This is a genomic window from Micromonospora pisi (genome assembly GCF_003633685.1).
Lineage (GTDB): Bacteria > Actinomycetota > Actinomycetes > Mycobacteriales > Micromonosporaceae > Micromonospora_G > Micromonospora_G pisi.
In genome coordinates this window covers 3271383-3293908 of the sequence record NZ_RBKT01000001.1, presented here as the reverse complement: position 1 = coordinate 3293908, position 22526 = coordinate 3271383, and the positions used below count along the sequence as shown (strand labels likewise).

Here is a 22526-nt window from a genome sequence, read left to right as displayed (position 1 = left end):
CCCGATCACCGGGCCGCCCCCCGCCCCATTCCGCGGTCAGCCCCACACGGCGTACGCCTGATCGTTAGCACTCCCCATCGAATTCGCGTACGACCTCGACCCACAGTTGTAAACCGAACCACTGTTGTAGAGCGACAGGTGCCCGACGTCCGCCGAGCCCTGATTGTTCCGCCACGAGGACGTCTGTCTGTCAAACCCCCACTCCGAGAGGTAATGCCAGTACTCGTCGCTGAAAATCAGCCTCCGGCCCCCGCCATTCGCGTGCTCATACAGACACAGCCATCCACTCGCGCACGCGGGAACAGCAAGTGAACCCGCACCACCAGACGACCGCGCCCCCTCCTGGTATAGGGCATCAGCCTGGCGGCTGTACCCCAACAGCACGTCAGCCTCCTCATGCGTCGCGAAACACTCCGCCCTCCGGCCCGCCCACACCACACACGACTGCGCACCCCACCAGCCGTCCTTCAGATCAATCACTGTCCCCTGAAAAGTGGCGACCCCTCGAGTCGGCCCCTCCGGGGTTGCTGACGCCGGCGTCCCGACGGCCAGCAACGGGATGGACAGGACCCAGACACAGACGAACCGAACGATCACTTTGATTGACATGCAGCCTCCTGTCAACGGGAGCGAATTAGCTGCCGACAGTCGGAGAGGAACTCCCACCCGCGCGGTAAGTACACGGTACAAAGATTCGTCAAATTCAATCACGCGCCTGTCGCCAAGGTTACGGGCGACGATCCGGCGCCGTGGGCATTTACCATGACAAATGCCTTTATCTTGGTGATGGGCAACGGGACGTGTCCATCGGTCACCAAAAGCGGGGCGGTGGAAATTCCACGGAACCAAGATGTGGGCGCGGGACTTGAGTGTGAATGAGAGTGCGGCCGAAGCACTTTCATGCCGGCGTTCTAATGACGGACCTATGCGATGAATCCGTGCGCAGGCTCATGAGGGCGTCGAGGTCTCCGGGCGGACGGACCCGGCTCGCGGCGACCTGGAAGCAGGGGCAGCCGAGCACTCGCGGCGTTCGAGCTCGCAGCGAGAGAACCCCAGACGTTTGCCGCACGCTGCGGACCTACGCAGGCGTTTCTGGCGAGGTGACCGAATCCAGGTCACCGTCAGGGGCGGACGAAGTGACCTACAAACTCGCCGCGCCCGTCGAGGCACGCGCCACAACGGTACGCCGGTGCTGCTTCTCCCGGGTCAGCCCCGGACGCTACCCCTACCGGAGCCATCGGACCCCGGAGCGGAGCCGCCATCGCCGCCCGGCCGGGCGCCTCAACCCCGGCTCACCGGGGCGCCCGTCACGGCCGTGCCGAAGCGTCCGGACGACTGCGGGGATGCCCGGACCGACGTACGGCCGTAGCGGCGTATCCGCTGACTGGCACGGGTATGGGACCGTTTCGCGTGTCGGTCGCCTGACGCAGCTTTTGGGTCGTACGGCAGGGGAGTCATCGGCCGGGCTGCGACGGTCGCAGCCTTCGGGGCCCTAGGGATTGGCGATGCGATCAAGAGGCGCCACGGTCTCCGGTCAGTTCAGGCAGCGTGCGCGCGACTGGAGGCGGTACCCGGTTGGGCACCGATCAAACGGCTCGGTGACCGGACGATGCTCCCCAGAACGGCATGGGTCTGGCTGTAACCCGGTTGAACAGCCAGTCGACCACGGTGAGTAAGAGCACCGCCCCGGCGACGACGAGCAGTTGTGTCTCCGTACGCAGCAGGCCGAGACTGACGATCAGCGTGGTCGCGCCGGCCGGGGGGTGATTGGCCTTCAACAGCACCAGAACCAGTGCGGTGACCGCCACCGAGCCCGTACCGGCGAGGATCCGGGCCGGTGTCACACCGGTCTGGAGCACCGACGGTGTATCCGCCAGGCCGCACGTCGTGAGTAGTCCGTAACCGGCGAGCAGCGCGACCCCGTGGCCGATCAGGGTGTTGCGGGGCGACGGACGGGGGACTGGCGGTGAACCTGGAACGCGAGGCCGAGGTCGAACAGGACACCGGAGTCACCGACGAGGAATAGGTGCGGGCCCGCCGCGAGTCCCTCGCCGCGATGTTCGCCGCCGGCTCGTTTCGCCTGCTCGCCAGCACCGCCGGCCGGCGCGACGTCGACCTGAATTTCGACAGCCTCTTCGAGTTCGGCCTGCAACGCCTGCTCGACGGTCTGGCCCCACTGTTGCCCGAGCGGCAGCCGGGACGCTGACGCCCCGGTCAGGACGGGCGCGGTTCGAGGCGGCCGCCCCTCGGCACGGCACGGTCAGAGTGGGCCAGCCCCGCCGGCCAGTACCGAGCCGAGCATTGCCGGTACGGCGACCGGAACCGCGCTGAGCGCGACGCCGGCCCGTGGCGGCGCGACAACCGGATCGGGGTGGAAGAGGCGCGGGCCACCGTGCCGCAGCCGGAGCAGGAACGCCAGTTGCCCGGTCAGCCCGGTGCCTGCATGGAATCATCAGCGCTGATGACGGAGCACCCGGACACGTCATTAGAGTTCTGGCATGGAGAACACCACCTGCGGCGTACGCATCAGACGCGGCGGCCCGGCCGACGCGCCCGCCGTACTGGCCATGCTCGACTCAGCGGTGCTCTGGATGAACGATCGCGGCAACACCGAGCAGTGGGGCACGACACTGTTCTCCGAGAAGCCCGGAGGGCCCGAGCTGGTCGCTCGTTACATGACCGAGAACCTCCCGTACATCGCGGAGTTCGATGGGATGCCGGCCGCGGCTCTGGTCCTGGACTCCAGTCCGGACCCGGCGGGCACCGATCACGCCTGCGGGAGAACCGGAGCGCTACGTCCGTCTCCTGGTCTCCGACCGGCGATTCGCCGGTCGGCACCTCGGGTCGGCCCTGCTGGCGCACGCCGTGCAGGAGACCCGGCGAGCCGGTGTAGGCCTCCTGCGGGTCGACTGCTGGGCGGGCGGCGGTGGCGAGTTGGTGGCCTTCTACGAGCGCCACGGGTTCACGTCCACCCAGACCTTCCGGTCCGGGTCCTGGTCGGGTCAGGTGCTGGCCCAGCGGGTCGGTTGAGTTCGGTGAGCTGATCCCAGTCGGGCACGTGGCGTGGCGGCCACCGGCCGGCGCACCGGCTCGTTGATCACGTGTCCGAATTGCGGCGTGTCGTCGTGGCAGTGCCGCTACCCGCTTGCCTACCGTGTCGACGGCCTTGCCGGTCCGCACTGAGGGAGAGACGTGGTGTGGGATCACGGGCACGGATTCGACTTCTCCTAGGCCAGGGACATCGACGTGGCGTTCTTCGACTCCACTGACCTGACCCGAGACAACGACGACCATGCCACCGAACGCCTGGCGACGATACGGGCAGAACCCCCTTGGGGAAGCGAAAACCAAGCCGCCGTGCATACCTGGTATCAGGGCCAGTAGGTGCCGGTGCCTATCGGTCATCGACAACAGAGCCTCGGCCAGTCCGGCACGCTGACGAGTGATCTGATCCAGCACAGCCAGGAAACCGGTAGCCATCGCAGCGAGGTTCATCCGTGTCGTCCGGCTGTCGAAATGCCTCTCATCCGGCCGTTGTCTGGGTGGTGAGTAGGTAGAGCAGCGCGACGAGGGTTGTGCCGGCGACGATCTGCTTTTTGTTGATGAGTTCCGGGATGTCGGCGACGGGTACCCATTCGACTTTGTCGCTTTCGAAGCCGTCCTTGGGTGGGCCGATGTATGTGGCGGCGTTGGCTTTGAAGATGTGGTGTTCGCTGGTCATGAGGCCGGGTGAGGGTTGGCTGTAGACGAGTGGGTGGATCGGTCGTTCGGGTCGCCAGCCGGTTTCCTCTTCGGCTTCGCGGGCGGCGGCGTCGGCGGGGTCTTCGCCGGGGCGGATGCTGCCGTGGGGAATTTCCCAGCCCCACGTGTCGGTAACGAACCGGTGCCGCCACATGAGGAGGACCTTGTTGTCGGTGACGACGGCGAGGCCGGCTCCGGGTGCCGCGGTGCGGATGATGCGGTGGTCGAGGTGTCGGCCGTCGGGTAGCTCCACGTCGGCGCTGGCGACGTGGACCCACTGGTCGCGGTAGAGGTCTCGTTCGGAGTGAACTTTCCAGCGCATCAGGTTCCTATCGGTGGTAGGTGCGGTTGGGCGCGTTCGAGGAGGTCGGCGACTGCGGGGTGGGCCGCGTGGGGTCGTAGGGCGGAGATGACCTGGGTTACCCGGTCGTGCAGGCGTCCGGATTCCATGCCGGTGACCCGGTCGAGCATCTGGGCGGCTGTCTGCGCGCTGCGGTCGAGGTCGCCTCGTGCGGTGAGGATGAGTGACAGTCCCGCGTACCGGTGGACCTGTCCGCGTAGGTGGGTGGTGGTGCCGGTCCGTACGGATTCCTCGGCGTAGGTTTGTGCGGCGGTGAGGTCGCCGAGCCGGCGTAGGGCCTCGGCGACCTGGGTTTCGACCAGGCCGGGTTGGACGTAGGACACCTCGGCCGGGCTCCCGCTGTGGAGGATGCGTCCGGCGAGGGTCTCGGCGTGCCGGAGGTGCTGGTGGCTGCCGGTCGCGTCGCCCATGCGCGCGTACGCCTTCCCGGCGAGGGCGTGCAGGTCCGCGGTCAGGGCCGGGGAGATGACGGTGCCGGCGGCCCGGATGCCGGCTTGGGCGTACTGCACCACGAGCCGGTACTCGTCGAGGTAGAGGGCTTGGTTGGCCATGAGCGCGACGACGTAGGCGCCGAATGCCCGGTCGCCGGAGGCTTTGGCCAGCCGCAGGGCGGTCAGTAGATGGCGTTGTGCCAGGGGTTGTTGGTCGGCGTCGTAGGCGCAGACCCCGGCCAGGGCGGCGAGTCCGCCCACGGCCCGGTACAGCTCGCGGCCCCGGGTGTTGTCGTAGGCGGCGCGTAGCAGCGGTGCGGCCTGCCCGGTGAGGGTGGCGACGATGCGGGCCTTGACGGGTACGCCACCGACGCGCCGGTACATTTCCTGGTAGCGGGCTCGGGCGTGTCGTAGCCGGGCGACGTCGGCGGGGTCGACCCGCCGTTGCCCGAGGTGCGACACGTCGTCGTCCTCGGGTGGGTTCTCCCACTCCCACACTGGCGCGATCGCCTGCGGCCCGGTGACGGTCGACCGGGGCGTGTGGCCCTTCTGGTCGCTGCGCCACAGCGCGGCAGCCCTGTCCACGACTTGCGGCAGGCCGCGCGGGTCGGTGCCGGCCCGGTCCTGGGTCATGCCGATGTCCGTCGGTGTCAGGGGGGTGCCGAGCCGGTCGCCGAGGATGCGGCAGATCATCACCGGTACTGGGTCGCGGGGGATGGCGTGGTCGCGGATCCATCGGGCGACGGAGGCGTGGTCGTAGCGCAGTCCGCTGTCGAGGGTGTTGAGCTGCTTGGCCAGGCCGGCGTGGGACAGGCCGGCGCGTTCGAGGAGGGCATCGAGCAGGATGTTCGCCTCGGCCACCCTGTCAGGGTATGGCCAACCGGGCGCCGATCGAAGTGTTTCGCCGCGTTCACACCCCGTGTGAAGCCTGCGCGTCAGCGGCCCACAACACACTCTGTATCGATGCCCGTCACCGTCCATACCGTCATGGGTAACGGTTGCGGTGGTCGACGCAGAAGGGTGCTCGGCCGCCGCGCTCTCACCCCCAACGTACGGGAAGGGACAGGCCATGACGGCGACGACGACGCAGATGCCGGCACCGGAGGCGGTCGGCCAGCGGGCGGCACAGATCCTGGACGCGATGCGGGAGCACTCCGGCTGGGAGCGGCTCAACGGTTCCTCGATGCGGTACTCGACCTGCTGGGCCACGTTCACCGGCTACCCCACGGTGAGCGAGTGGTCGCTGGACCGGGACGCGGGGCCGCTGCTGGTGGAGGCGCTGCGGGTCCTCGCGCTGAAGGCGGCGGTGTACGAGCTGACCGGCGGTGACGAGGAGAAGGCGGAACTGCTGGTCCCGGCCCCGGTGGACGAGATGGTCCACGCGGTCCTCGCGCAGTTCACCCTGATGAGCCGGATGCAGGCCGAGCTGCGGGTGGTGTTCCCGCACGCCACCGAGCTGGAGGACTTCGGCTACACCCGGGGCTGCATCACCGACGACTACTACGCGGCGGCCGGCTGGGGCGATCAGCCGCTGCGGTACTGGCTCGACGCGGCCGAGGTCAGCCGCCGGCTGGCGATCCTCGACACCCACCTGGGTCCCGCGGGCTTCGGCCGCGGTGGGCGCAGCCACACCATCACCTTCGACGAGCCCGTCGCCGCGGCGGTCTGACCTACCGGTTGGCGAGTTCGATGGAGAGCACCCGGCGTAGGGCCTTCACGACCACGCCGGGTGCGAACCGCTCACCGGCCTGCCGTTCCGCCCGCGCGACCGCCGTGAACATCTGCTCCGGCGCCGCGACCCGCAGCGTGGCGACCAACCACCCCTCCAAGTCGTCCAACTCGGTCGGCAACTCCAACGCCGCCGGAGTAGGCGCCGGCATCGCCGCGCTCAGATCCGGCAGCGGAACACCGGCCGAGGCGTACCGGCCCGGCGGCATCCCGACGCGGTACGGGTGCACGCAGACCGGATTCCCGTCCGGGTCGACCCGCCATCCCGCCGCCCGGTTGTAGGCGAATTCCGGACCTGGCCGGTCGACGACGTCGAACCGGCCCGGCCCCAACTCCTGCGCCGGGCACACCCCGCAGGTGTGCTCGGACCACTCGGGCAGCGGAGCATCCACCCGCCCATGCTAGGGCCAGAAAGGGCGCCGACAGTGACCGTTCTCGCCGCGCCGCGTCATCCACTCGTCCGCCAAGCCCTCACCGACGCCCGAACCTGGTGCACCGGACAGATCATCGATGAACGGCCGGCGCTCGTGCACGCCGTCCGGGTCGCGGTCACCCTCGCCCGCCACCTACCCGGTGTGCCGCCGGAGCTGGTCGCTGCCGCGCTCCTGCACGACGCCCCGGAATTCGTCCCACCCGAGCTGGACCTCGACACCATCCTCACCGCCCGCTACGGCCCGGAAGTGCCCCGGATCATCCGCGCGTTGCAGGTCGAGCACCACGCCCTCGACCAGCCCAACCCGCCGATCAGCACCGACGACCGGCCCGTTCTGCTCGCGTCGACCGCTGACAAGATCGTCGCTCTCGCCTCGCTGATACGCCGCGCCCGTGCCAGCGGGGACCCGGACGCCTTCTTCACCGCCCGGCCCGGTCTCCTCCGGCTCCTGCCGCACTTCCACGGCTTCCATCAGGCCGCGACCGGTCTGGTGCCTACTGGCATGAGCGACCAGCTCGGATACGTTCTGGACCTGATCGACCAGACCGCCGCGACCGCCCGCACCAGGATGCAGGAGCCGGGACGGTGATCGCCGATTATGTCGTGACCGCGCTCCTGGCCGCTCTTACCGACAACGCCGGTTTCGACGTCGTCCGCCGCGAATGGATCCGGGTCTGGCAGCTCAGCGGCGTCGAACGCCTGCATCTGACCGGCGGCGCGACCCTGGTCTTCAAATACGCCGCCGGCCCGTTCGCCAACGAGGACCGCACACTGAGATACCTAGCCGCGCACGGTGTCCCGGTGCCACGGGTTCGCGGCTCCGCCACGATCGAGAACACCCTCGGCATGCTCATCGAGGACCTCGGCCCGGCAACCCGCGAAGCCAACGAGGACGACGCCGCTATCGCCGCAGCGAGGTTGCACAACCTCGATCCCGCACCCGGGCTCGCGACCCTCGACGAGACCACCCTTCGCGCGCTACCGGCACGAAGCCTGGGCCACATACACCACCTGCGCGACAACGGACGACTCACCGATGCCCGCAAGCTCGCCCAACTCTTTCACGCCCTGAACTCCATTGCCCCCACCCGCGCAGCCGGTGCCGACCTGGCGCCCTTCGGCATCTGCCACTCCGAACTACATCCGACCTCACTGCACATCACCGACCACGGCTGGCACCTCCTCGACGTCGCCAAAGCCTTCAACGGCCCCGGAATCCTCGACCTCGCCACCTGGCACGGCACCCGCAACCCAGCCGACCCACCACGACTACGGCGGCTCCTCACCCGCTACGTCCAAGCTGGCGGCAACCCCCACGCCCTCACCAACCGCGCCGGACTACCCGCCGAAACCTGGGCACTCGCCTGGCACCGAATCTGGGCAGCAGAAGCCCTGCTCCACCAAACCACCATCACCACCGACCAAACCGGCCCAGAACAAGGCACCATCGACGCGATTCAACGCCAAGCCACCGGCGCCCTCGAACTCCTCAACACCTCATAAAGGGTGCATCATCCGTGCGCCCTGTGCCGAGGCCCCGAACAAGCCGCCCGCGTTCAGTCGGTTCAAGGGCTGCGGTACACCCCCACCCCCGATGCCGGAATCCGGCCGCGTTTCGAGACGTCGTGCCCGTTTTTGAACGACCATTGCCGAATCGCCTTGTTCAGGTCCCGACCGGCACGCTGTGGGGCCGTGCCGCGACGCCCGTGGGGCCGTGGCGGCACCCCTGACCAATTACGCGACGCTCGTGCGGCCGGGCCTGATCGTGCTGGTCATGGGTGACCGTTGGGTAGAGCGGGTCGACGCGTCAACAAGGTCGGCTGCTGCCTCAGCGACGGCGGCGGTCGACGGATCGATCCCAGTCTGCATCCCGCCAGGACGCCTTTCCATTAGGAGCCAGACGCGGGTCGGTACGGTGGCGATCTGATCCATCTCGGGGACTGTGAGGCCACGGGGTGGTCAGGGCCAGGGAGCGAGTAACGGACGGTTCCCATAGGCAGGCATTGACACGTCGCCAATCCGGAATCACGGCTGGCCGGAAAGCTTTTCGACTCGACTCGACAGATGTAGTACGGTCGTCGGCTGGCGGCGGGTCCGACCTCAGATTCCGCAAACACCGGTCCCGCCGCCGAACTCCAGGGATTCGGACTTGCCGCACTCGCGCTCGCCACCAGGACGATCGTCAACAACAACCGAATTTGGTCTCTACCTGAACCCGGCCAGCCGTGGGTAATCACGGCGCGGTTCCTCGTAACTGGGAAGCCGGACCGCGCAAATCCGCCAGCCGCTTCGGCTGAGTTAAGCGTTCCAGTGCCCAGCAGGCAACGTTCACCCTGTCGGAAACCCGCCGCTCGGGCTCTGTCCTGGCCGGCGTGGCCGTCGGTCTGGAGGTCGACGGCCAGTTGCTCCTCGACGCGCCCGCGCGGGCGGTCCGCCTCTGGCTCCAGACCGACGAGGCGACCCGGCATTGGTTCTGCTAATTAGTGCACGCCTATACCTGTCCGTGCACTACACACACGTGTGGTCGGCACTGCGGGGATCGTCAACACGCCGGCTGCGGTAGATATCACCCTGGTTGGCCGTAGCGCGCCACGGACGGGCGAGGTCGAGAGCGATATGAAACTCGGGAGCGTCTCGGTCCAGGGTCACGACAACCATCTCGGCTGGGGCGTCAACGGAGGCGAGGCTGCTGCCCTCAGGGCCGATGACCGCCGACCGCATCAGGTGCGCACTCTGCGATGGGACCGAGACGCTCAGCCAGTAGTTGTTGATCGCGGCATGAGCCTGAGCTTTGGTGAAGAAGATCGAATCGACGGGCCACGCCGACAGCAGCAGGCAGTCCACGCCGAGCTGTTCGTACTCGGCGAACAGTTGCGGAAAGTTGACCTCGATGCAGATGGCACAACCGAATCGGAAGCCGTCGACGTCGAACACCACCGGTTCGAAGCCGGGGCTGTAGAAGCTGGTGATCTCGGTGTTCGAGCAGAACCGCTTGTCGTACCGCGCCACGACGCGGCCCTGGTCGGAGATCACGTAGAGGCTGTTGTGTGGGCGATGCGGGGGTGTCAACGGGTGTGCTGAGCCCAGGACGACCCACATTCCGAGCTCCGCCGCCAGTTCGGTGACCTGGTCGAGTTCCTCTCGGACCGCGGGCCAGTCGACGTCGTCCCAGTCGGCGATCTGCTCCTTGGCGTATCCGGACAGGAAGCCTTCGGGGAAGTGCAGCAACTTGGCCTGCGCCGCTGCGGCCTGACGCATCAGGTGGCGAACCTTCCGGCCGTTGTGGCGGGCGTCGACGCTCGCGGTTGGCTGCGTGGTAGCGATCCGCAGCTTCATCGCCGAATCCTTTCACCTTGAACGCTTTCCGGAGCCTGTCCGGCCGGGTTTCAACCTCTGTCTCAAATAATGACTTAGCGTCGTTAGTGTCCTAAGTCGTTGATTCGTCGGTAGTAGGCCGCGAGGGACTCAAGGATCTCGTCGGCGGTACGGGGCGAGGACGTACCGGCGTGGGTTGGTTCGAGTTACTGTCCGGGCCTAACCAGGAGCCGTCGGACGTTGTCGCCCCGAATTGCGGCGCTCGCCAGGCCGTCAAACGTCTCCTTGTGCTGCTGCACCACGCGCGGGTCCTCCACCTCAAGAGCGTCCTGCGGCCCGCCGTGCCGGTGAACCATGTCCGGGTCGTCCGATGCGGCGTGCTCAAGAATGGAGAAGGAGCTGTCCAGGCCCAGGTGGGCGCCAACGGCGAGCGGGGCGACGACAATCTCGGCACGGGTGCGTTCGATCATCACGTCGAGGTGGGCGAACTGTCGGCGCATCACGTCCTCATCGCCGACACACCGTACGAGCGCGGACTCGTCGATGATAATGCGAGTAGCGCCCGCTCGCTCGGGGGTGAGCACGCGACGTTGCCGTTCGTTGTTGAGCCGGACGCGCGCCTCGACCTCGGGCATCGGTAGGTGCTGCGCGGCTGTGGCCTTGATCAGCACCTCGGCGTATTCCTCGGTCTGCAGTAACGTGGGTATGAAAAGGGGCTCCCAATAGCTCCCGAGTGTTGCTTCCATTTCGTAGCCGAGAAAGTCGATGTAGGCGGCGGGCAGGACAGGTCGGTACTGGGCAGCCCAGTGGTGCCGCTTCGACGCGCGCGACAGGTGCAACAAAGCCTCGACGGTCTCGTCGTCGTGTAGGCCGTAGTAGGCGAGAAGTACTCGTAGGTCGTTGACGGTGATGCCGACCGCGCCGCTTTCGATTCTCACGACCTTGGATGTTGACCACTCCATCGCCCGTTGGACCTGGTTGATGGTGTATCGACGGTCTTCGCGAAGCCGCTTCAGCGTCCTACTGAGCCGCCTGCGTGCCATCGATGGCCCTGTCTGGTGATCAGGTGTCGACACCGCTCTCGCCGGCTCGTGGAGTCCGGCGTCGGCATCTCCCCGGGGCCGCGGCGATCCGGCGGCGGCCGTTGTCGTCATGGGGTTTTCTCTATTTGGCCGGTGGTGAAGATGGGTGTGACTGTCGCGGCCAGGGGTATGGCTGCTTCGGCGAGGCCGGCGAAGGCGTGGTCGTAGTGGTCGACCTGATCCCTGTCGGTCACGGTCACGCGGGAGCGCCGGGGTAGGTACGCGACGTGCTCACCGTTGGGTAGGTCGAGCACCGTAATGGGCTCGTCGATTGGCAGCCCCGCGCGCATCGGCAGGACTTGGAGCGAGATGTTGTCACGGCGTGCGAGGTCACGCAGGCGGGCCATCTGCGCCCTCGTGGCGGTTACGCCGTCGGTGCCGGCGATTGGCCGGTGCAGGGCTGCCTCGTCCAGCACGATCTGCAGGTGGGGTGGGTCGTTACGGTCGAGTATTTCCTGGCGTGCCAGGACAACCTCTAGCTTCCGGCGCATCAGCCGGTGGTCCGGCGGTCCGATCGTGAAGGAGGTGATCGCCGCCCAGGCGTATGCCTCGGTGCGTAGCAGATCCGGTAGGAGCAGTGGGGCGTAGTGCCGTAGTCGCGTTGCTGAGCCTTCCCCGCCGAGGTAGGTCCGCTCCTGGGGGGTGAGCACGTCGCGATATGTTCCCCACGGCTGGCGCCGGACCTTCCGCGCGCTGATCTCCAGTTGGCTGCGCGCCTCCTGGTCATGGACGCCGTAGAGGTCCAGCATCGCGCGCAGATCGGTTGTCGACACCGCGACCTGCCCGGCCTCGATCCGCTGCACCTTTGCTTGGCCCCAGCCCAGCAGCTCAGCGACGGCTGTCTGCGTGTGTCCTGTACCCTCTCGCGCCTCGCGCAGCTGCCGACATACGGAAAGACGCGGTTCTACTGGACCATGTCGCTCGCGCATTCCTCACCGCTCCTGAGGGAGTCGCGACGATACGTCGTGTGGTGCCGGGCTGTCCTTGTGGCGCTGTGGGCGGCGCGGAATCTGGTTCGCCAGATTCGGCACGCCGGGGATCGGGTGGGAGGGGTCGAGGTTGTAGGCGCACAGGTCTGGGTGGTACGGGTCGTGCTGCTTCGCGATCAGGCCGACCGCGGCGGCGAGGTCACCGACGGTCGCGGCGAGGGCGGCGGCCTGCTGGAGACATGTTTCGGCCGGGTTGGTGTGTCCGCAGGCGCGATACATCGCGCCGAGGCGGGCGAGCAGGGTGATGGCCAAGGGGTCGGGTGCGCCGTATCGATCGGCGCGTGTGGTGCACAGGTCGCCCATCAGTTCGAGTCCGGACGGGCAGAGCGCGTTCTGGTGACGCATCTCGGCCAACTCGACGCCGACGATGATCGCCCGGGCGGCGGTGTGATCGACTGTGCTGAGTGCGTCTTCTGCGACGAGGAACAGCTCTTCCGCGTCGTCGACGTCGCCGCCCGCGCCGAGAGCCCGAGCGTGGGTGAGGACCGCCGCGATGGTGCGCTCGTCCGTTCGGCCATGTAGGTACAGGCATGCGTTGTGCGCGTACGCCGCCCAGGTGCCGGCCGCGACGTGGTCCCCTTCGTCGATCAGCAGCAGGTGGGCGTAGAGCGTCGCGGCGTCGGCCGCATCCGGGTCCGGCCGCTGCGTGTGCTCGGGAGTGAGTGCCTTACCCAGAATCTCCCGGGCAAGGTCTGAGGATCCGGCCGCGACTGCGTCGCGTGCCACCTCAAACTGTTTCCGCAGCGACGGTGCCGGAGGGCAATCGAGGGCGGCGGTGGAAGACGAATCGGATTGGGGTTGGCCGGGCTGGTGGTTAGGGGTGGTCGGCGGCGGCGCGGGCACGACCGCCGCCGACCACGTGGCGCCTGGCCGGACTCCCACTCGGGGTTCGGGTGCCGGTCGGCGCCGTGCGTCACACCGTTGGGACCTGGCAGACGGTGGACGCGGGGAAAGTTCCTCAAGGTCGGACGCGTTGTCGCCCAACTCGGTAGCGTTTGACGTGCCATCGACTGGTACACCTGGTGGCAGGTGCATCCACCCCAACGTCTCGTCGAGGATGGTCATCCCGCCGTGTACGGGGCAGGGGGCAATGCTGTCGGGGGTCGGGGTCATGGAGAACCGACGCTTCGGACGGGGATTCCGGCGGCTCCGAGGGAACCGACCACGCCTGCCGCTGTGGCCTCAGCGGTCGCGGGTATGTCGTCGCGGTGGTAGTAGATGGGCAGCAGGCCCGCTCGCAGCGCCGCCCACACGGTACCCGCGCTGTCGGTGACACCCAGCTTGTCGTAGAGGCCGCTGGTGGTACCTAGGTGCCCGTCGAGTGCGTCGTCGGGCTCCCCAGCCGCGAGCGATCGCAACATGTCCAACTCGGGGTCGGTGAGCGGGACCGGCAGGGAGGTGTACGGGAGGTTGTGGGCGGGCAGGTGCCGGTAGGCCAGTGCGAGGGCGTGCGCCGGGGTGCGGGCGTGCAGGTCGGTGAGCAGTTGGCGCAGCGCGAGCGCGACTCCGCTGTCGGTTCCTCGCATCTGCTTGGCGATCTGGTCGGGTGCGGCACCAGCGGCGATGCATGCCAGCAAGAGTTGGTTCTTCCCGCTGATCGGTCGCGCATCGAACGACCCTCCTCTGGGACGTAGCTCGACTCCCATGGCGACGAGGACGCGGTGGGCCGTGGCGTAGGAGCATGGCGTCGCCGCCGCAACCACCCGCAGCGATCGATGCTCGCGGTACAGCTCGGCCAGGCGTCCGGGGTCGAACATCGTCTTCACACCGCCGGCTACTTCGACGAGCTGTCGTCGTGGGGAATCCGTCATCGGTCGCCTTCCTCCGTTACGGGTCGGTGCTGGCTGGTGCAGGTTGGTGGGCGACTGCCGGGGTGGGGCAGGCGCAACGCCGTAGCTCTCGTCGCCTGTGGATTCACTCGGCCGCCGTCTGTCGGGAAAGCGGGGCGGCGGATCATCGAGCACCGGCGGGGTTACCCCCGACGCTTGACCGCCTCAGACCATCCGGCCGCTGGGCTGGGGCTGCCGCCACATGGGCCACATGGTCGGCCCGTCGGGCAGGGTGACCGGCGTGCCCATGTCCTCGTAGCCGTGCCTGAGATACAGGGACCGGCTACGGGCGCTCGTCGCCACCAGGTAGGCACCGCTGCCCTCCGCGTCCAGGACGCCGTTGCGCTCCCGCAGCAACGCCGAGCCGATGCCGCTGCTCTGCCAGGCGGGGTCCACACCGAGGCAGGCCAGGTACCACCAGTCGGTTCCCGTCGGGCGGCGCTCGTCGAGGGCCGCGCCGAGGGATCTCCACCGGTCGGCGAAACCCGGGCAGAGGTGCTCGATGGAGGCTGCGGCCTCGGCGTCCGGGAGGGGCAACGCCGTGGCCGGGTACCAGACGGCTACGGCGGTGTGATCCGGTGTGCAGATCACCATGCCGTGCACGACCGCGTGGTGCAGCGTCTCGGAGGCGACGCGCTTGTAGATCGGTTGACGGATCCGCGGATCGGCGATCAGGTACTCGGCGTCCGGGGCCCCGGCGAACGCGTTGCCCATCGATCGGGCGAGCCGCTCAATGTCCTGGATCGTGGCGAGGCGAGCCGCTTCGGCGGTGCCGGAAATCGGCGTCATAGGTGCACTTTCCTTCGTCGTAGAGTCGGTGACATCAGGTGCAGTAGGTCGCGGAGGGCGTCGGCGACGGCGGGCTACTGGGGCACGGCGAGCGGTCCGGGCGGGGTCGCCGCCGGTTGCTGCGTGATCCAGATCGGTACGAGCCCGGCCGCAAAGGCGGCGCGGACGCCGCTATCCGAGTTGTCATCCATGTGCGGGAACCGCCGCGCGGACCGACGACCATCGACGCCGCCCGGCCGACCCGAGTACCTGCGTTCAGGTAATGGTCGAGCATCTCGGCGTTCTTCTTCGACAGGTCGATAGTGTGGGTAATCCCGTCGAGTCCGAATTCCACGGTGCGATCTGCCCGCTGCCGCCGAGGTCATCAGTCAAAACCGTAATTGCTTTCTTTGCCACGCTGGAACTCCCCAGATATAGCCGGCCTTCTAATTTGTGAGTGTGACTCATCAACCGCTAAGGCCCAACGTTGCCCGATCGCTCAGGCAAAGCGTCTACAGCTGGCGGATCACAAATGCTGTTCAAGGGCAGCCCGTGCACGCTGCCGCACCCTGTAGGCGTAGACCGCCGAACATCCGTACTGCTCCACAATCTCGCGGCCCTTCATCATGCGTCCGCTGCGGCGCATCTCCTCGATCGCGCGAGTCATGACGGTAGAGGCCGACGTTTCTTCCGATGTGTTGATCCCCGCTGCTTGGAGATCTAGGTAGATGGTCGCTTCGGAGACACCGATGACGTCCGCCAGCTCGGCAACGACCGTGACGCCTGCCCGCCAAGCGGCGGCAACGACCACCTGTCGTGGCCTCCGAGCGGCCCACCGCTCCAATGGGACGAGGGTGTTCCTACCTGTCGCCACTCGATCTGCTGCTTTGATGACCGGTCGGCTTCGGGCACTCGCGCTAGTGGTGGCCAGGTCATTTGTCACTGTGGTACGAGCCACGCCGCCCGCTTTCGATATGGCGGAAAAGGTGTTGCCGGCTTCGTAGGCGGCGCGAATCAGCCGCCTTCGAGTAGCCTCGCTGTTGTAATCGGCCCAAAGCTTCAACGCCGCCAACGCCGCCGCCCGTGTTTGCAAGCTGCTCCATCCTTTCTCATACTTCGGGCTCGCCCGGCGTCGACTCGGCGCCACGTCCGCACGCGGAGGGCTTTCGGTGAAGGTGGGCCGTGCCATGACCTTGTCGACAGCCGGGGCGTTTGTCGTTCGGGCGGGCGTGGTCGTCGTATTCCTCGGGGTGGGCGGTCTGCTGAGGGTTCGGGAATGCAGGTGCACGGAGGATGGCTCGCACGGCCGCATTGATGTTGGGGTAGAGAGGTGTCGGTGGCTCCCCAGCTGGAACGGGCTGCGGATTTCGTGGCACCCAGATGGGATGTAGCCCTGCTTGTCTGGCGCCGATCATGTCGTTGTTCCAGTCGTCGCCGATGTAGAGGCAACTGCCCGGGTCTACCCCGAGTTCCCGGCAGCAGCGAGCGAAAGCCTCAGGGTCCGGCTTGAGTACCTGGTCGTCGAGACCGCAGATGACAGCGTCGAAGAGGTCGAGGAGTCCGGCCTTGGCCAGCCTGGCTTCGGCGTGGATTGCGGACGCGTTGCTGACTACCGCGAGGGGGTACCGGTCTGCCAGGGCTCGCAGGAGTCCGGGGAGGTGGGGGTCGGGGCGGGTGATCGTGAGCTGGTGGGCAAGGAGCGCGTTGACCAGATGGTCCAGCTCAGCGTCGGTCGCCGAGATGCCTACGGCCGCCAGGGCGTGCGTCCAGGGGTACCGGCGTATGGCGTGGACGGAGCCGAGGGGGGCGAGCATCGTGGAGAAGCCCTTCCACGCGGCTTCGAAGGTGTGGCGGTATGCGGTGGCGAGCGCGGCTGGGACGGGGATGTCGTGCTTGGCCGCGGTGTACCGGCACACCACGTCGACGGCGTACCACATGGCATCGCTGGAAACCAACGTGTCATCGAGGTCGAACAGCACTGCCTCAACCGCGGACAGGGCCGTACCGGCTATACCTGAGGAGATCGTCACGGAATCGGTTGTCATATGTCGTATGCGTCCTGTAGCCAGAGGAGTGGAGGGTCACCAGAGACGGCCCGGCATTGCGCTGGGGAGACGGCGAGATGGTGCTCGTGACAAACAGGACCGGGCACTGCCCACCGCCGGCCGCGACGGCGGCCAGTGGGTGCGCGCCAGATGTAGTCGCGCAGGATGCCGCGATCGACGCGGTAGTTTCTGCGAGCCCGGCCGAGGCGGTTGTCGACGAGCGAGTGATCCTCCCGCTGCATGACGCGTTCGTCCCGGACTCGAACGTCGGGTGTGACGATTCCCTGCTCAGCCAGTACCTGCATGCGCCGTTCGGCGTCAGCGCGTATCTCCTCGGCTGACTTCCGCGGTGGTGGGACAGCGATGGACGTCCTCATGGGCTGGCCTGTGCGGTGGTCGGGACGCTGGGGTCACCGTCGAGCAGGACAGTCCGGTCGGCCACGTGCGCGGCCAAGGCCGTGTTCTGCTCGGCGATGAGCACCGTGAACCCCTGCCTGGCAACGGTCTGCACGATCTGGCCGAGCTGCGTGACGGTGGCGGGGGCGAGCCCCTCGCTGGGCTCGTCGAGGAGCAGAAGCCGAGGGTTGGTCAGGAGCGCCCGCGCGAGGGCGAGCATCTGCTGCTCGCCCCCGGAGAGCTGCACGGCGGGGTGAAGCAGGCGGTGGCGCAGCGGGGGCAGCAGGCGCAACACGTCGTCGCGGGTCCAGGGCCGTCGTCCCGGCGTAGTGCCGCCTACGGCGGCTGCTGCTGCGGCGGCGGTGAGGTGTTCGGCGACGCTGAGGTCGAACAGGCGGCGGCCCTGGGGAACGAGGGCGACACCGGCGCGGGCGATGCGGTGGGGTTGTGCCAGGTCGAGGCGGGTGCCGGCGAGGTCGATGAGTGTGGGAGGCACGGGAGTGAGTAGTCCGGCGAGGGTGTTGAGCAAGGTGGTCTTGCCGGCGCCGTTGCGCCCGAGGATGGCCAGTACCTCGCCTTCGGCGACGTCGAGGTCGAAGTCGTTGAGGACGGGCGCACCTTGGTAGCCGACGCGCAGGCCGCGTACCCGCAGCAGTACCGGCTTCCGGTTGGCCCTGGTAGTAGTAGGTGCGGCGGGCGGGGCTTTGGCGCCGAGGTAGGCGGCCTGTACCCGCTGGTTGGCGCGGAGGTCCTCGGGGGATCCGGTGGCCAGGTGTTGCCCGTGGTCAAGGACGGTGACCGTGTCGGCGATGGCCCAGACCAGTTCGAGGTGGTGGTCAATGAGCATCACGGTGACATCGGTTGGCAGTGCCCGGACGGTGGTGACGAGTTGGTCGATGTCGTGTGGGCTGAGGCCGGCTGAGGGTTCGTCGAGCAGCATGAGCCGGGGCCGGGCGGCTAGGACGATGGCGAGTTCGAGGAGCCGGCGTTGCCCGTAGGGCAGACGACCGGCCACGGTGTTGACGTGGGCGGTGAGTCCGACCTGGTCGAGGGCAGCGTGGGCTGCGGCGTTGACGATGGGCCGCAGCGGTGCCCGTAGCCAGCGCCGGCCGCCGCCGGGGGTGTGCCGGGTTACCGCGAGGGCGACGTTGGCGTGAGCGGTGAGCCGGGGGAACAGCGCGGGGTGCTGCCAGGTGCGGCCGATACCGCGGCGGGCGCGGGCGGCAGCGCCGAGGCGGGTGATGTCGTGACCGTCGAGCAGGACCCGGCCACTGGTCGGGCGGCTAGTGCCCGCGATGAGGTTGAGCAGGGTGGTCTTGCCTGCACCGTTCGGCCCGATGATGGCGTGCCGGGCGCCGGTGGAGATGTCGAGGGTGAGGTCGCTCAAGGCACGCACGCCGTGGTAGTCGCGCCCGAGATCCTGGAGTTGGAGCAGACTCATGTTTTCCCCTTCGAAGCGAGGGCGGAACGGGCCCAGCGTGTGAGGGGGGTGAGGTGAGGGCGGCCGTAGGCGACAGTGAGGAACAGCAGGCCGAGCAGGGCCGGGCCGTGGCCGCCGGTGGTACCGCCGAGCCAATCCCGGGCGGCGACGACCGCGAACGCCCCGGCGACCGCGCCGGTCATGGTGCCGGCGCCGATCGCCGCCGCGAGCAGCGCGACGGCGGCGACGTCGAATCCCATGTCTGCCGGGGACACGTACCGGTTGACCGCGACCAGCAGCGCTCCTCCCGCGCCGGCGAGGGCGCCGGCCGCGACGTATCCAGTGGTCAGCTCGGCGCCGACCCGGTGGCCGAGGGCTGCCATGCGGGGTTCGTGGTCGGCGCAGCCGCGCAGCACGAGCCCGAGACGGGACCGCAGGAGTAACGCCACCACCGTGCCAAGGGCCAGAACGCAGGCAAGCACGTAGAGGTAGACGTGGCCCGCGTTGGTGAGCGGGGCAGCGCCGGCCCAGAGGGTCACCGCAGAGGTGTGCAACCCTTCGTCGCCGCCGGTGACCCGGGTCCATCTCGCGGCAGCGGTGGCGGCCAGGCTCTGGATGGCGAAGGTGACCATCAGGAATCCGGTAGCCCGGGTCCGTAGCGCCAGCGGCGCGGTGACGGCCGCGGCGATGGCACCCGTCACGGCCGCTGCGGCCAAGTGGAAGGGGCCCGTGGTGGTGCCGCCCTGGGCGAGGAGCGCTGCGGTGTAGGCGCCGACACCGAAGTAGGCGACCTGACCGAAGGCGGGCAGTCCGGCGACGCCAACGAGTAGTTGAGTGCTCATCGCCAGCACCGCGAGGACGAGCGCGGTCGTGGCCAGGGAGATCGTGTACGCGTCGACGACGCCGGGCAGAGCCACCGCTGTAAGGATCACGGCTGCAACGGCGACGTGGACCGATCGGCGGGATGCGGGGGAGTAGGGGGCGGTCGGCGCGTCGTTCACGGGCGTCACGGTGGTGGTGGTCATGCTGCCCTCACCGCCGGCACGTCACCCGTCCGCCCACGTACCACCAGGACAATCAGCAGGGCGCTGAACAGAGCGAACGGTGCGGCAGCAGGGGCGAGCAGCACCCCGACGGTTTGGACCTGCCCCACGAGCAACGCCGCGGCGAGGGTGCCGCCGGTGGATCCGGCTCCGCCGAGGACCACCACGATCAGCGAGAGCACCAGCACGGTCGTGTCGACCCCGGGTGCCGGTCCCAGCAACGGCGCGCCGAGGACCCCTGCGGTGACGGCCAGCACACCGCCGCCGGCCATCGCCGCGGTGCGGACCCGGCCGGCGTTGATGCCGGTGGCGGCGGCCATCGGCGGGTCCGACACGGTAGCGCGCAGCAGGACCCCGGCGGTGCTGCGCCGGATAACCAGGTGCAGGCCGGCACCGATGGCGGCGGCGACCACGATGAACGTCAGCCGGTACACCGGGTATCCGTGGCCCGCGACGTCGATGCTGCCGTCGAGTGGGCGGGGTGCGGTGACCGGTAGTGGGGCGGCGTCGAACACGGTGGTGAACCCGTCGGCGGCGAGGAACGCGACGCCGAGTGTGACGAGTGCCTGGTCTAGGTGGTCCCGTCCGGTCAGCGGGCGCAGGACGGCCGACAGGGCGGCACCTCCAGCGGTGCCGAGTGCCACCCCGGCGGCCAGCGCGAGTCCGAACCCCCACAGGTTCCCGTTGGTGAGGAGGTAGGCCAGGTAGGCGCCGGCGAGGTAGAGCGTGCCGTGGGCCAGGTTCAGGATGCCCATTACCCCGAAGATCAACATCAGTCCGGCGGCGACCACGAACAGCAGCAGCCCGAAGGCCACCCCGTCGATCGCGGTCACCACGTACATGCCGGTCTGCCCCACGACACCCTCCCCTTTCCGCGTTACGGTGCTTAGTTCTCGGCCCGGCGGCCGACGGTCGTGACCATCGGGTACATCCAGGTGAGGGTGGCTGGATCGCTCATGGCCCGACGTAGCGTGGTGAGGTACGCGGTCGTCATACCGGCGGCGAGCAGAGCGGATTCCATCTGTCGGCTGTTGCTGGCGTGGAGCAGACAGCCGGCCTCTCCGCCGGCCCAGAGCCGGCTGTGGACCTCGGACTCGATGTCGATCAGGCCGGCGTGGTGCATGGCCAGGGGGACTTCCCGGGCCCAGTTGAGTGAGGCTCCGTTGGTGACCGCGAGGGCGAGCAGCTTCTCCTGGAATGCGGCGAACGCCTGCGCGGCCTCGGCCGTGCCGCGCAGCAGCATGGTGTCGGTGTTGGTGCAGTCCCACTCGGACAGCACCAGCAGGCCGCCGGGTTTGAGGGCGCGCGTCATGCGCCCCAGGAGCGTGCGGCGCTGCTCGAGGTGCATGGTGAGCAGCCGGGCGTGGATCAGGTCGTACTCCTTGTCGCCGAGGTCGAGTTCGGTGGCGTCGCCCTGGCGGATGTGGACGAGGTCGTGGGTGGGGATGTGCCGGGGGTCGGTGTCGATCGCGGTGACCCGGCCGGTCGGGCTGACCCTGGACGCCAGCCAGGTCGCCACGCTGCCGGCGCCGGAGCCGAGGTCGAGACACCGCCAGCCGGGTTCTGGGTCGAGGCGGGCGAGCACGCTGGTGCTGTGGTCGTCGAGGATCTCGGCGAGCAGGCGCACCTGGTTGGCGGCCTCCGGGGTCGCGTTGTCGAAGGTGTACCTACCCGCCGCCGGAGGCGAACCGGCGGGCGTGTTGGTCGTGGTGCTCATGGTGGGACTCCTGTCTTAGCTGCCGAGGGTGGTCAGGTTCTGCACGACGACGTTGGCGCGAGCCCGGCCGTCGTTGCCGACCTCCCGCAGGTACCAGGGCTGGATCGGCGAGTGGTTGGCACCGAAGCGCCATGAGCCGCGGGGGCTGTCGATCGCGCCGAGTGCCGCGATGGCGGCGTTGAGCGACTCACGGGTGACGTTCCGGCCCGCGGCGGCGATGGCCCGGTCGAGAACCAGGGCGGCGTCGTAGCCGGTGACGTTGTAGATGTTCGGCGCGGACTGGTACTTCTGCTGGTACGCGGGGGCGAACACCCGGTTCACCGGGCTGTCGAGGTTGGCCGCGTAGTTGAGCACCGTGCGGATCCCGTCGGCGGCGGCCCCCTGGGCGCCCAGGACGGTGCCCTCGGTCAGGAACCCGGCGCCGTAGAGCGGGATCTTGGTGTGTAGGCCCGCCTGGGCGTACTGCTTGACGAACTCCACCGCCGAGGTGCCGGCGTAGAAGCAGTAGACGGCCTTGGCGTCACTGTCGGCGATCTTGTTCAGGTAGGGCAGGAAGTTCGTCGTCGGCGGTGTCCACGGCGTCCAGGCGGGCTTGCCGTCGTCGTTGGCGAGTTTTCCCCCAGCGGCGGTGTAGGCGTCGACGAACCCGCCGATCTGGTCGTAACCGCCCTGGTAGTCCGGGCCGATCACGTAGACCGGCCCGTTGATCGTCGCGCGCACGTGGTCGGCGACGGCCTGCCCGGTCTCGCGGGACAGCCATGAGGTGTGCCAGATGTAGGTGAGGTCGTCCAGGGTCGACGGCCGGCCGCCGGTGCCGACGAACGGCACCTTCCGTTCGGTGACCAGGCTTTTGATGGACTCGACGGCGTCCGCGGTCCCGGTGCCGGCCAGGACCATGACCTGGTCCTTGTCGAGCAGCTTTTTGACTCCGTTGATCGCGCTCTGCTTGCCCTCGGCTTCGTCGACGGTGGTGATGGTGACCGTCCGTCCGCCGAGCTTGCCGTCGTGGGTGTCTAGGTAGAGCTGCCACCCGCGGGCGAGATCGTCGCCGATGCTCTTGTACGGGCCGGACTGCGGCAACAGCAGCCCGACCTTGATCGGGCCGCTGCTGCCGGCGGTGGCGTCGTCGTTCAGGCTCGATCCGGAGCAGCCGGCCATCACGGTCGTCAGCGCGAGCGCGGTGAATACGGCGAGGGTGCGCGAGGTACGTCGTCCGCCAGTCATGGTT

Annotated in this window: 26 protein-coding genes and 1 pseudogene; 7 read left to right on the top strand and 20 right to left on the bottom strand. The window is 68.3% G+C overall.

From position 1 onward, the window contains the following. Positions 1 to 36 precede the first annotated feature (36 nt). Both BDK92_RS41165 and BDK92_RS13680 read right to left on the bottom strand, forming a co-directional pair. Complete coding sequence (locus BDK92_RS41165) at positions 37 to 609, bottom strand: peptidase inhibitor family I36 protein (protein WP_121157058.1); 573 nt, start codon at positions 607 to 609, stop codon at positions 37 to 39. A gap of 977 nt (positions 610 to 1586) precedes the next feature. Beyond that, a pseudogene (locus tag BDK92_RS13680) lies at positions 1587 to 1949 on the bottom strand (HPP family protein); the annotation flags it as partial. A 77-nt stretch (positions 1950 to 2026) separates the two neighbouring features. Here BDK92_RS13680 and BDK92_RS13675 point away from each other — a divergent pair. The 3 genes from BDK92_RS13675 to BDK92_RS41160 all read left to right on the top strand — a co-directional run bounded on the left by BDK92_RS13675 (position 2027) and on the right by BDK92_RS41160 (position 3384). Then, on the top strand, positions 2027 to 2206 hold the full coding sequence (locus BDK92_RS13675; protein WP_121157056.1) for a hypothetical protein: 180 nt from the start codon (positions 2027 to 2029) through the stop codon (positions 2204 to 2206). Positions 2207 to 2709: 503 nt separating this feature from the next. Further along, positions 2710 to 3030 (top strand): GNAT family N-acetyltransferase, encoded by a 321-nt coding sequence (locus BDK92_RS39670; RefSeq protein ID WP_211349209.1) that lies wholly within the window; start codon positions 2710 to 2712, stop codon positions 3028 to 3030. Positions 3031 to 3246: 216 nt separating this feature from the next. Further along, positions 3247 to 3384 (top strand): nucleotidyltransferase family protein, encoded by a 138-nt coding sequence (locus BDK92_RS41160; RefSeq protein ID WP_170208583.1) that lies wholly within the window; start codon positions 3247 to 3249, stop codon positions 3382 to 3384. 139 nt (positions 3385 to 3523) lie between these two features. Here BDK92_RS41160 and BDK92_RS13660 read toward each other — a convergent pair whose 3' ends face one another. Beyond that, positions 3524 to 4063 (bottom strand): NUDIX domain-containing protein, encoded by a 540-nt coding sequence (locus BDK92_RS13660; RefSeq protein ID WP_121157054.1) that lies wholly within the window; start codon positions 4061 to 4063, stop codon positions 3524 to 3526. Continuing rightward, entirely contained in the window at positions 4063 to 5394 is a 1332-nt protein-coding gene (locus BDK92_RS13655; protein WP_121157053.1) for an NsdA family TPR-like regulatory protein, read from the bottom strand. Before BDK92_RS13655 ends, BDK92_RS13660 begins: the two co-directional genes overlap by 1 nt. A gap of 208 nt (positions 5395 to 5602) precedes the next feature. Between BDK92_RS13655 and BDK92_RS13650 the strand changes: the two genes are divergently transcribed. After that, entirely contained in the window at positions 5603 to 6202 is a 600-nt protein-coding gene (locus BDK92_RS13650; protein ID WP_246017021.1) for a hypothetical protein, read from the top strand. 1 nt (position 6203) lies between these two features. On the opposite strand, the gene BDK92_RS13645 is transcribed toward BDK92_RS13650, so the two are convergent. Then, positions 6204 to 6653, bottom strand: a complete 450-nt coding sequence (locus BDK92_RS13645; protein ID WP_121157052.1) for a hypothetical protein — start codon at positions 6651 to 6653, stop codon at positions 6204 to 6206. Positions 6654 to 6686: 33 nt separating this feature from the next. On the opposite strand from BDK92_RS13645, the gene BDK92_RS13640 reads away from it, so the two are divergent. Together BDK92_RS13640 and BDK92_RS13635 are read left to right on the top strand one after the other, a co-directional pair. Continuing rightward, positions 6687 to 7283, top strand: coding sequence for an HD domain-containing protein (locus BDK92_RS13640; protein ID WP_121157051.1), 597 nt, complete (start codon positions 6687 to 6689; stop codon positions 7281 to 7283). After that, entirely contained in the window at positions 7280 to 8197 is a 918-nt protein-coding gene (locus BDK92_RS13635) for an aminoglycoside phosphotransferase family protein (RefSeq protein WP_170208582.1), read from the top strand. Before BDK92_RS13640 ends, BDK92_RS13635 begins: the two co-directional genes overlap by 4 nt. 62 nt (positions 8198 to 8259) lie before the next feature. Here the strand turns inward: BDK92_RS13635 and BDK92_RS13630 are convergent, their stop codons facing one another. The 10 genes from BDK92_RS13630 to BDK92_RS13580 form a co-directional block, all read right to left on the bottom strand. After that, entirely contained in the window at positions 8260 to 8418 is a 159-nt protein-coding gene (locus tag BDK92_RS13630) for an Lsr2 family DNA-binding protein (RefSeq protein WP_121157049.1), read from the bottom strand. A 784-nt stretch (positions 8419 to 9202) separates the two neighbouring features. Continuing rightward, positions 9203 to 10030, bottom strand: coding sequence for a carbon-nitrogen hydrolase family protein (locus BDK92_RS13620; protein ID WP_121157047.1), 828 nt, complete (start codon positions 10028 to 10030; stop codon positions 9203 to 9205). Between the two features lie 185 nt (positions 10031 to 10215). Next, the gene (locus BDK92_RS13615) at positions 10216 to 11052 is read right to left on the bottom strand and encodes a helix-turn-helix domain-containing protein (RefSeq protein ID WP_246017517.1); all 837 of its coding nucleotides are present in this window, start codon (positions 11050 to 11052) and stop codon (positions 10216 to 10218) included. A gap of 107 nt (positions 11053 to 11159) precedes the next feature. After that, complete coding sequence (locus BDK92_RS13610) at positions 11160 to 12020, bottom strand: helix-turn-helix domain-containing protein (protein ID WP_121157045.1); 861 nt, start codon at positions 12018 to 12020, stop codon at positions 11160 to 11162. 3 nt (positions 12021 to 12023) lie between these two features. After that, entirely contained in the window at positions 12024 to 12923 is a 900-nt protein-coding gene (locus tag BDK92_RS13605) for a hypothetical protein (protein ID WP_147456998.1), read from the bottom strand. A gap of 266 nt (positions 12924 to 13189) precedes the next feature. Next, a complete protein-coding gene (locus BDK92_RS13600) occupies positions 13190 to 13891 on the bottom strand; it encodes a helix-turn-helix domain-containing protein (protein WP_147456997.1) in 702 nt (233 codons plus the stop codon). A 183-nt stretch (positions 13892 to 14074) separates the two neighbouring features. Further along, positions 14075 to 14698: a GNAT family N-acetyltransferase gene (locus BDK92_RS13595; protein ID WP_121157042.1), complete on the bottom strand. Its 624-nt coding sequence runs from the start codon at positions 14696 to 14698 to the stop codon at positions 14075 to 14077. Positions 14699 to 14732: 34 nt separating this feature from the next. Then, entirely contained in the window at positions 14733 to 15032 is a 300-nt protein-coding gene (locus BDK92_RS41155) for a hypothetical protein (RefSeq protein WP_425462229.1), read from the bottom strand. Between the two features lie 171 nt (positions 15033 to 15203). Then, the gene (locus BDK92_RS13585; RefSeq protein WP_121157041.1) at positions 15204 to 15488 is read right to left on the bottom strand and encodes a hypothetical protein; all 285 of its coding nucleotides are present in this window, start codon (positions 15486 to 15488) and stop codon (positions 15204 to 15206) included. 298 nt (positions 15489 to 15786) lie between these two features. Next, positions 15787 to 16707: an HAD family hydrolase gene (locus BDK92_RS13580; RefSeq protein WP_170208581.1), complete on the bottom strand. Its 921-nt coding sequence runs from the start codon at positions 16705 to 16707 to the stop codon at positions 15787 to 15789. A gap of 92 nt (positions 16708 to 16799) precedes the next feature. Here BDK92_RS13580 and BDK92_RS38400 point away from each other — a divergent pair, with 92 nt between their 5' ends. Beyond that, positions 16800 to 17063 (top strand): hypothetical protein, encoded by a 264-nt coding sequence (locus BDK92_RS38400; protein ID WP_147456996.1) that lies wholly within the window; start codon positions 16800 to 16802, stop codon positions 17061 to 17063. A gap of 32 nt (positions 17064 to 17095) precedes the next feature. Here BDK92_RS38400 and BDK92_RS13575 read toward each other — a convergent pair whose 3' ends face one another. From BDK92_RS13575 to BDK92_RS13555, 5 genes are read right to left on the bottom strand one after another with little or no spacing between them, the layout of a single operon-like run. Further along, positions 17096 to 18559, bottom strand: a complete 1464-nt coding sequence (locus BDK92_RS13575; protein ID WP_121157039.1) for an ATP-binding cassette domain-containing protein — start codon at positions 18557 to 18559, stop codon at positions 17096 to 17098. Then, positions 18556 to 19563, bottom strand: coding sequence for a branched-chain amino acid ABC transporter permease (locus BDK92_RS13570; protein ID WP_121157038.1), 1008 nt, complete (start codon positions 19561 to 19563; stop codon positions 18556 to 18558). The genes BDK92_RS13575 and BDK92_RS13570 overlap by 4 nt, the downstream gene beginning before the upstream one ends. Continuing rightward, positions 19560 to 20438, bottom strand: a complete 879-nt coding sequence (locus BDK92_RS13565; RefSeq protein ID WP_246017020.1) for a branched-chain amino acid ABC transporter permease — start codon at positions 20436 to 20438, stop codon at positions 19560 to 19562. The genes BDK92_RS13570 and BDK92_RS13565 overlap by 4 nt, the downstream gene beginning before the upstream one ends. A 29-nt stretch (positions 20439 to 20467) precedes the next feature. Beyond that, positions 20468 to 21298 (bottom strand): class I SAM-dependent methyltransferase, encoded by an 831-nt coding sequence (locus BDK92_RS13560; RefSeq protein WP_121157037.1) that lies wholly within the window; start codon positions 21296 to 21298, stop codon positions 20468 to 20470. Positions 21299 to 21313: 15 nt separating this feature from the next. Beyond that, entirely contained in the window at positions 21314 to 22522 is a 1209-nt protein-coding gene (locus BDK92_RS13555; protein ID WP_121157036.1) for an ABC transporter substrate-binding protein, read from the bottom strand. Positions 22523 to 22526 lie beyond the last annotated feature (4 nt).

What these genes read in the sequence shown, in the direction of transcription:
- BDK92_RS13555 (WP_121157036.1), bottom strand. Translation starts at nt 22,522, where the DNA reads ATGACTGGCGGACGACGTACCTCGCGCACCCTCGCCGTATTCACCGCG.
- BDK92_RS38400 (WP_147456996.1), top strand. Translation starts at nt 16,800, where the DNA reads ATGGTGCTCGTGACAAACAGGACCGGGCACTGCCCACCGCCGGCCGCG.
- BDK92_RS13600 (WP_147456997.1), bottom strand. Translation starts at nt 13,891, where the DNA reads ATGACGGATTCCCCACGACGACAGCTCGTCGAAGTAGCCGGCGGTGTG.
- BDK92_RS41165 (WP_121157058.1), bottom strand. Translation starts at nt 609, where the DNA reads ATGTCAATCAAAGTGATCGTTCGGTTCGTCTGTGTCTGGGTCCTGTCC.
- BDK92_RS13610 (WP_121157045.1), bottom strand. Translation starts at nt 12,020, where the DNA reads ATGCGCGAGCGACATGGTCCAGTAGAACCGCGTCTTTCCGTATGTCGG.
- BDK92_RS13595 (WP_121157042.1), bottom strand. Translation starts at nt 14,698, where the DNA reads ATGACGCCGATTTCCGGCACCGCCGAAGCGGCTCGCCTCGCCACGATC.
- BDK92_RS13575 (WP_121157039.1), bottom strand. Translation starts at nt 18,559, where the DNA reads ATGAGTCTGCTCCAACTCCAGGATCTCGGGCGCGACTACCACGGCGTG.
- BDK92_RS13615 (WP_246017517.1), bottom strand. Translation starts at nt 11,052, where the DNA reads ATGGCACGCAGGCGGCTCAGTAGGACGCTGAAGCGGCTTCGCGAAGAC.
- BDK92_RS39670 (WP_211349209.1), top strand. Translation starts at nt 2,710, where the DNA reads ATGGGATGCCGGCCGCGGCTCTGGTCCTGGACTCCAGTCCGGACCCGG.
- BDK92_RS13660 (WP_121157054.1), bottom strand. Translation starts at nt 4,063, where the DNA reads ATGCGCTGGAAAGTTCACTCCGAACGAGACCTCTACCGCGACCAGTGG.
- BDK92_RS13570 (WP_121157038.1), bottom strand. Translation starts at nt 19,563, where the DNA reads ATGACCACCACCACCGTGACGCCCGTGAACGACGCGCCGACCGCCCCC.
- BDK92_RS13560 (WP_121157037.1), bottom strand. Translation starts at nt 21,298, where the DNA reads ATGAGCACCACGACCAACACGCCCGCCGGTTCGCCTCCGGCGGCGGGT.
- BDK92_RS13620 (WP_121157047.1), bottom strand. Translation starts at nt 10,030, where the DNA reads ATGAAGCTGCGGATCGCTACCACGCAGCCAACCGCGAGCGTCGACGCC.
- BDK92_RS13650 (WP_246017021.1), top strand. Translation starts at nt 5,603, where the DNA reads ATGACGGCGACGACGACGCAGATGCCGGCACCGGAGGCGGTCGGCCAG.